Raw genomic sequence first — 6,213 nt, 5'->3', positions numbered from 1 at the left:
ACCAGTCGCTCCACGATCGTCACGCCCGCAGACTACCGACCACCCCAAATGAGATGGCCTGTAAGTGGTGATCGGCTCGTTGCCCGGGCATGGGGAGTAGTCGGTGAGGATGGATCGTTCCGGACGGCCTGTGGGAGCCGGCACGGCCGCCGCGGTCGCCGCCGGCGCGGCCACCACCGAGCACCGCACCTGGACGGGACGAGACGGGTGCGACGCACGCGAGGACCCGATCGCCGCCATGGCGACCAAGGGCATCGCGGTCCGCCCGACCACCGGCCCCGACCGGCGCGGCTTCGCCCAGCGCTTCGGTCCCGAGCGCGCCGAGGAGACGTTCGCCCGGCCGCGCTGGATGCACGAACAGGGAGCGGCTGATCACCGGGGCGGACGCGGGCAGCAGCCGAGCCGTCTGCGACGACCCCGTCTCCAGCCGGAAGTTCTTCCACCACCTCGGCCACTCCCCCACCGAGATCGTCGACCGAGATCGTCGACCCGGCCACGCACGAGACCGCCCAAGCCCTCGGCATCGCCCACGACACCGGCCTGCTCCGCCCCGGCCACCACGCCGACCTCCTGAGCGTGGCCGACACCCCCCTCGACGACCTCCAGGCCCTGCGCAGGATGCGCCTGGTCATGACAGACGGCGTGCCCGGGGTTGGCGCCGAGCCCCAGGGCCTCGGCCTCCGCGAGGACGGAGGCCATGGCGCGGGCGTCGCCCAGGTGCATCACATGGGCGATCCGGTGCTCGTGGGCGATGCGGGCGACGAGGTCCCGCAAGCCCGTCTCGTCGTCCGGGTCGGTCAGCGGCAGCCGCTCGGCGTGCCGGGCCACCTCGCCCCGGTAGGACCGGTCGCGCAGCGCGGGATCCCACCCCGACCAGACCCGCCATCCGGCGTCAGCGGCCGCGCGCACGAGCCGGTCGGCAGCACCATCAGGATGCGTTCCACGGACAGGGCATCCGTCATCAGCCGGCCCTCCTCCGTCGACTGCGGCGAGCCCGGCGGCGCCGCTTCCCGATCCGTTCCCTCGGGGTTCCTGCCCCGCCGGAACCCCGATGCTGCGACGATGTGGGCATGAGCGCACCGGAGGACGACCGCCTCGACGAGACCCGACGCCACCTGCTGCAGCTGGCCGCCCGATTCCCGGACGACGCCGACGTGGCGTACCGCACGGCCTGTGTCCACGACCGCCTGGGCCTGGAAGCCGAGGCGGTCCCGTTCTACGAGCGCTGCCTGGCCGGAACCGGCCTCTCGGACGAGGACCGCCGCGGCGCCCTGCTCGGCCTGGGCAGCACCTACCGGGTGCTCGGCCGGTACGCGCGTGCCGTCGAAACCCTCCGCCGCGGCGTGGCGGAGTATCCGGACGACGGCGGTCTCCGGACCTTCCTCGCCATGGCGCTGTACAACACGGGCGAACACCACGAGGCCACGCGGATCCTGCTGGAACTGCTGGCCACGACGAGCCAGGACCCGTCCGTGCAGCAGTATCGCCGCGCCATCGCCCTCTACGCCAAGGACCTCGACACCACGGTCTGACCCCGAAGTCGAAGGACCGAGCCGCTCGAACGCCGCGCCCCGTGCACGCCAAAGGGCCGGTCCGCATCAGCGAACCGGCCCTCGACGGCCACCGGTCCAGCGTGCCGCCGTCGGCGGTCGGGAGGTTCCAGGCCCGCAGCACACCCCTGCTCGCGCGGAGAGGACGAGCGGCCTCGCGCGAGTCCTCCGGATAGAGCCGCCCTCCCCGCACCCGCGGGGAGGGTCCGTGCGCCGACGGCCAGGCGCAGAAAGCGAGGAGGTCGGCCCCGCGTCCGCGGGGATGGCCCGGCTGCCGGCTGGTCGTGGCGCGGCGGGGGTGACCGCGGCCGTCCTGCGGGGACTGCCGGAGGGATGACGGCCGCCCGGGAGGAAGGACACCCTTGTGCGGATCTCCGGCCGGGCGGATACTCACCCCACTGATTGTCAGGTGCACATCAGTACAGGATTCCGGTGGGCCCTTCCACGCGCTTTCCGTGGGCGACCCCCACGGAGCGTGCCCCATCGGACCCTTCACCCCAAGGAGGAGACCTCAGTGAGGATCAGGCGCACCACCTCCCGCAGAAACGCGACCGGACGCGTCAGGTCGCTCGCCACCGCGATCGGCCTGGGGCTTGCGGTCGCGACCGTCCTGCCGGGCTCGGCCGCGGCGTCCCCGCAGAGTTACAGCGCCACCCAACTGACCCGGGTGAGCGACGCCGTGTCCGACACGGGCGTCGAGGGAATCGCCTGGCACGTGGACGAGAAGGCCGACCGCGTCGTCGTGACGGCGGACAGCACCGTCTCCCGCGCGGAGATCGCCCGCATCAAGAAGGCGGCCGGCCCCGACGCGGGCGCGATCAAGGTCGAGCGGGCATCCGGCGTCTTCACCCCACTGGCCTCCGCCGGCGACGCCATCTACGGCGGCGGCTACCGGTGCTCGCTGGGCTTCAACGTCGTCAGCGGCGGCACCTACTACTTCCTCACCGCCGGACACTGCGGCGACGTGGCCGGCGCCTGGTACACCGACTCCGGCCTGAGCACGCTCATCGGTCCGACCGTAGGCTCCAGCTTCCCCGGCAACGACTACGCCCTGGTCCGCTACGACAACACCTCGCTCAGCCACCCAGGAGGTTTCACCGCGGGCGAGGCCTACGTGGGCCAGGCCGTCAAGCGCACCGGCTCGACCACCGGCACGCACAGCGGTACCGTCACCGCGCTCGACGTCACCGTCCGCTACACCGGCAGCGGCACGGTCCGCGGCATGATCCAGACGAACGTCTGCGCCGAACCCGGCGACTCCGGCGGCCCCCTCTACTCCGGCAGCATCGGTCTCGGCATCACCTCCGGCGGCAGCGGCGACTGCCGCCGGGGCGGCACCACCTTCTACCAGCCCGTCACCGAGGCGCTCGATGCCTACCGGGTGAACATGTACTGATCCGCCGGTGCCCGGCCGCACGGACACCGATGTGCCGTGCGGCCGGGCACCGCTCCTTTTCGGGGCCCTGGCGATGCCGCTCGGGCAGCGGTCAGCAGGCCAGGCAGCGCTCCTCGGGGCGGACGGACAGGTCGTTGACGCCGGCGTAACGCCTGCGCGTCAGACCGTTGTCGTCGAACTCCCAGTTCTCATTGCTCCGCAGGGGAGGTTCGCTTCGAGGCAGCGATGTGGGTACGCCTCTGTTATGAGCCTTCCGGTTCGGGCGTTTCCTCGGTTGCCGCTTCGCCGCGGCCGATCGTCATGGACCACCGCACGGTCGAGGGCGCTTCGACGGAGACGGTGCCCGCGCGCTCCACCCCGGCGACTCCAACCTGGTTGTAGGCAGTGCTCACCTCGTCGTCGAGGCACTCCAACGGAAAGGAGACGTCAACGGGTCGCACGGTGACGTCGGTCGTCCCCCCACTCTGGCACCGCACCACGACGATCAGCGCGTCGCCCTTCCTCCCCTTGCCGAACTCGACACCGCGATTTTCCCGCGTGCCGCAGTGCCCGGGCGGCGCCGCGGAAGCCGTACAGGGCCTGCCAGGGGTCGCCGACCACGGTGACGTCCAAGCCTGCGTCGGCGGCAAGCCGAACCAGAGACAAGTCCAGTGCGTTGGCGTCGAAGATCTCATCGATGACGAGTACGCGAACGGTCTGGGTGAGGTGGAGGCGCAGGACGTCGCGCATGGCGCTGTCCCTCAGGGCCGTCTCCAAGAGGCGGCGGGCTTCCTGATGGGTACACCAGCCCTCGATCAGAGCTTGGTCGACGGCTGCCTTGGTGGGCCGGGACTCGCTGCGGGCCCGGCGCAGCTCGGTGACGACCTGGTCGCCGTCGAGGGTGGGAATGGGTTCCCATCCGATCCAGTCGGTGTCCACAGCAGGACCTGCCAGTGGTCGATCATGGTGAGCGAGCGGTGGCCGGCGGGCCAGTGCATATGCCCGGTGTGCAGCAGATGGGTGAGCCGGTCGCAGACGAGGGTGTCCAAGGTGACGATACGGTGCGGCCGGGCCAGGGCGGCCGGCCCCCGGTGGCTGAGCACACGTCCGCGGAGTTCGGCGGTCGCCGAGCGGGTGAGGCTGACCGCGATGACGGCGCGCTGATCATTGCCGCTGCGGAAACGCTGGATGCCGAAACGCTGGGCGGCCACGGTGGTCTTGCCGGAGCCGGGGGCCCCTTCGATGCGGAGGCGACGTTGCGGGGTTCCGGCCGCGATCAACTGCTCGCGGGTGAGATCGCCGTCAGTGCCTGTGCCGGTCACGGCCGGTTCCCTGGGGCCGGTTCGTCGGCCGCAGGGTCAGGGCCGGTGTGCTGGGGGGCGTCCGTGGGCCAGGTTTCGCCAACTCCGGGCGGCGGTGGGTGGGCTGGTCACCGCCGAAGAACTGAGGCGCCGGAAGCTGGGCGGCGGCCCAGTCGTACAGGCGCGGGCCCTTGGTACCGTCGCCGCAGGAGACCCGCTGCCAGGCGTCATCGGGGGCGTCGGCGATGAGGTGGTCGATGTGCCAGGGCCCGGCCGGCGACTTGACCTGTTGCGACTTCGGCACGGCGACCACGTAGCCGAGCCCGGCCTGCTCGACCACGTGGCGGAAGGACCAGTCCTGGCCGTGGAGGCCGTCCGCGTCACCCAGGCGACGGGCAGCGGCGAGGCCAGGGCCCGGGCGGTCAGCACCCGGGCCAGTTCGGTCTTGGTGGCGAAGGTGCGCGCGTGGGACACCTTCGCCGCGGCGCGGCGTTCCCGGTCGCAGGTCCAGGACTTCGGCAGGTACAGCTCCCGGTCCACCAGCGCCCGCCCCTTTTCGGAGACGTAGGCGGTGAACACGCCGGATCTGGAAGTTTCCTGTGCGGCCGGCGGTGCCGGAGTACTGCGCTGTCCCCCCGGCGGAGGTGGTGCCCTTCTTCAGGAACCCGTCTCGTCGACGACCAGTACGCCGTCGTCCGTGCCGAGCCGTTCGGCCACGTACGCCTGCACGTCGTCGCGGACCTCGTCGGCTTCCCAGCGGGCCCGGTTCGGCAGGTGCTGAAGCCCGGCCGGACTGTCGAGCCCGGCGTACTCGGCGAGCTGCCTGGGGGTCGCCCCCTCCGGGGACCGTTTTCCCGGCCGACCGGCCCCAGCAGCCCGTGCACATCGGCCCGCAACCGCCGTCGCAGCTCCACCCGGCCGAATCGGTGACCGATCCGCAGCAACAGTTCCTCCAGCTCCGCGGCCCATGCCGCGGTCAGTGTCTCCTCCTGCGCGTGACGGACGACGGTGCTGTTCGTCACCGGTCACGAGCTGCCGGAACCTGATGCCACGTCAGCCCACTACACTCGGAAAAACGCCTCTGACCAGCGGTGATGGTGAACTGCCACTGGAGTACTGACACCGCGGCTGGGCCGCGAGTTCCTCATCACGTACCGCGGCATGAGTCCGCTGGGGTTCGTCGAGTTCGAGATCGACCGGTACCTGGGGCGCCCCGGCCAGGCCATCGCCTACAAACCGGGGGAAAGGTGTGGCTGGAGGCACGGGAGGCGGCCCGCCGCCGGGACGGAGCCGCCTCCGACCTCACACAGTTCCACCAGCATGCCCTGAACCTGGGGCCCATGGGCTTGGACCTGCTGCGTTCGAACTGATGCGCCTGAAGTGAATCGTGTGCCCGCGCGGCGGTGACCTGCGCCGCTCCCGACAGCGCTCAGACTCATCGTCCGACCTTGCGCACGTGGGTGGTGTCGGCGTCCAGGGGGGTGCCGTCGGCGCCGACCGGCGCGATTTCCGGCACGGGGATGCCGTGCCGGTCGACCAGGACGGAGTGGGCCTCGCCGGGCGCGAAGGCGTGACGTTCCCCCCACTGCCGCAGGGCGAGGACGACCGGGAAGAGATCGCGACCGGCGTCGGTGAGCACGTACTCCCGGCGGCGACCCGATGGCGCGGTGCGCTGGGCGAGGAGCCCGCGAGCGGTGAGCTTGCGCAGACGGTCGGTGAGGATGTTGCGGGCGATGCCGGTGCGTCGCTGGAACTCGGTGAACGATCGGGCTCCGTCCATCGCGTCACGGATGACGAGAAGGCTCCACCTGTCGCCGACAAGGTCGAGCGTGCGGGCGACGGGACAGTCGGGGTCGGTCCAGTCCGGGTCCGGGGCCCGCACGGTGGTGCGCGGCATGACACCTCCCAATGAGTTGCTAACTGAAACCAGTCTGCCGTACCGTCGAATTAGTTGCAATTTGCTACTCACCAAGGCTGGAGTGCGATG

General features: G+C 71.3%; 8 protein-coding genes and 1 pseudogene. 3 read left to right on the top strand and 6 right to left on the bottom strand.

Annotation, left to right across the window (positions count from 1 at the left end):
• Positions 1–372: 372 nt before the first annotated feature.
• The gene (locus ABD335_RS21955; RefSeq protein WP_344326204.1) at positions 373–909 is read right to left on the bottom strand and encodes a hypothetical protein; all 537 of its coding nucleotides are present in this window, start codon (positions 907–909) and stop codon (positions 373–375) included.
• Between the two features lie 161 nt (positions 910–1,070).
• Here ABD335_RS21955 and ABD335_RS21950 point away from each other — a divergent pair, with 161 nt between their 5' ends.
• Positions 1,071–1,532 (top strand): tetratricopeptide repeat protein, encoded by a 462-nt coding sequence (locus ABD335_RS21950; RefSeq protein WP_344326202.1) that lies wholly within the window; start codon positions 1,071–1,073, stop codon positions 1,530–1,532.
• A 532-nt stretch (positions 1,533–2,064) separates the two neighbouring features.
• Complete coding sequence (locus ABD335_RS21945; RefSeq protein WP_344326200.1) at positions 2,065–2,946, top strand: S1 family peptidase; 882 nt, start codon at positions 2,065–2,067, stop codon at positions 2,944–2,946.
• Between the two features lie 91 nt (positions 2,947–3,037).
• On the opposite strand, the gene ABD335_RS21940 is transcribed toward ABD335_RS21945, so the two are convergent.
• The 4 genes and pseudogenes from ABD335_RS21940 to ABD335_RS21925 all read right to left on the bottom strand — a co-directional run.
• On the bottom strand, positions 3,038–3,148 hold the full coding sequence (locus tag ABD335_RS21940; protein WP_344326217.1) for a DUF1348 family protein: 111 nt from the start codon (positions 3,146–3,148) through the stop codon (positions 3,038–3,040).
• Positions 3,149–3,372: 224 nt separating this feature from the next.
• A complete protein-coding gene (locus ABD335_RS21935) occupies positions 3,373–3,675 on the bottom strand; it encodes a UvrD-helicase domain-containing protein (protein WP_344326198.1) in 303 nt (100 codons plus the stop codon).
• Positions 3,676–3,740: 65 nt separating this feature from the next.
• A complete protein-coding gene (locus ABD335_RS21930) occupies positions 3,741–4,247 on the bottom strand; it encodes a UvrD-helicase domain-containing protein (RefSeq protein WP_344326196.1) in 507 nt (168 codons plus the stop codon).
• A 73-nt stretch (positions 4,248–4,320) separates the two neighbouring features.
• Positions 4,321–5,206: pseudogene (locus ABD335_RS21925) on the bottom strand (IS701 family transposase); the annotation flags it as partial.
• 114 nt (positions 5,207–5,320) lie between these two features.
• On the opposite strand from ABD335_RS21925, the gene ABD335_RS21920 reads away from it, so the two are divergent.
• Positions 5,321–5,596, top strand: coding sequence for a DUF885 family protein (locus tag ABD335_RS21920; protein ID WP_425583704.1), 276 nt, complete (start codon positions 5,321–5,323; stop codon positions 5,594–5,596).
• A gap of 65 nt (positions 5,597–5,661) precedes the next feature.
• Here the strand turns inward: ABD335_RS21920 and ABD335_RS21915 are convergent, their stop codons facing one another.
• Positions 5,662–6,123 carry a winged helix-turn-helix transcriptional regulator gene (locus ABD335_RS21915; protein ID WP_344326192.1) on the bottom strand — a complete coding sequence of 154 codons (462 nt, stop codon included), beginning with the start codon at positions 6,121–6,123 and terminating at the stop codon, positions 5,662–5,664.
• Positions 6,124–6,213: the final 90 nt, after the last annotated feature.

It is taken from the genome of Streptomyces macrosporus (assembly GCF_039533145.1).
In the GTDB taxonomy this organism is placed as follows: domain Bacteria; phylum Actinomycetota; class Actinomycetes; order Streptomycetales; family Streptomycetaceae; genus Streptomyces; species Streptomyces macrosporus.
The sequence above is the reverse complement of the archived record's forward strand: the minus strand, read 5'-3'. Positions and strand labels throughout refer to the sequence as shown.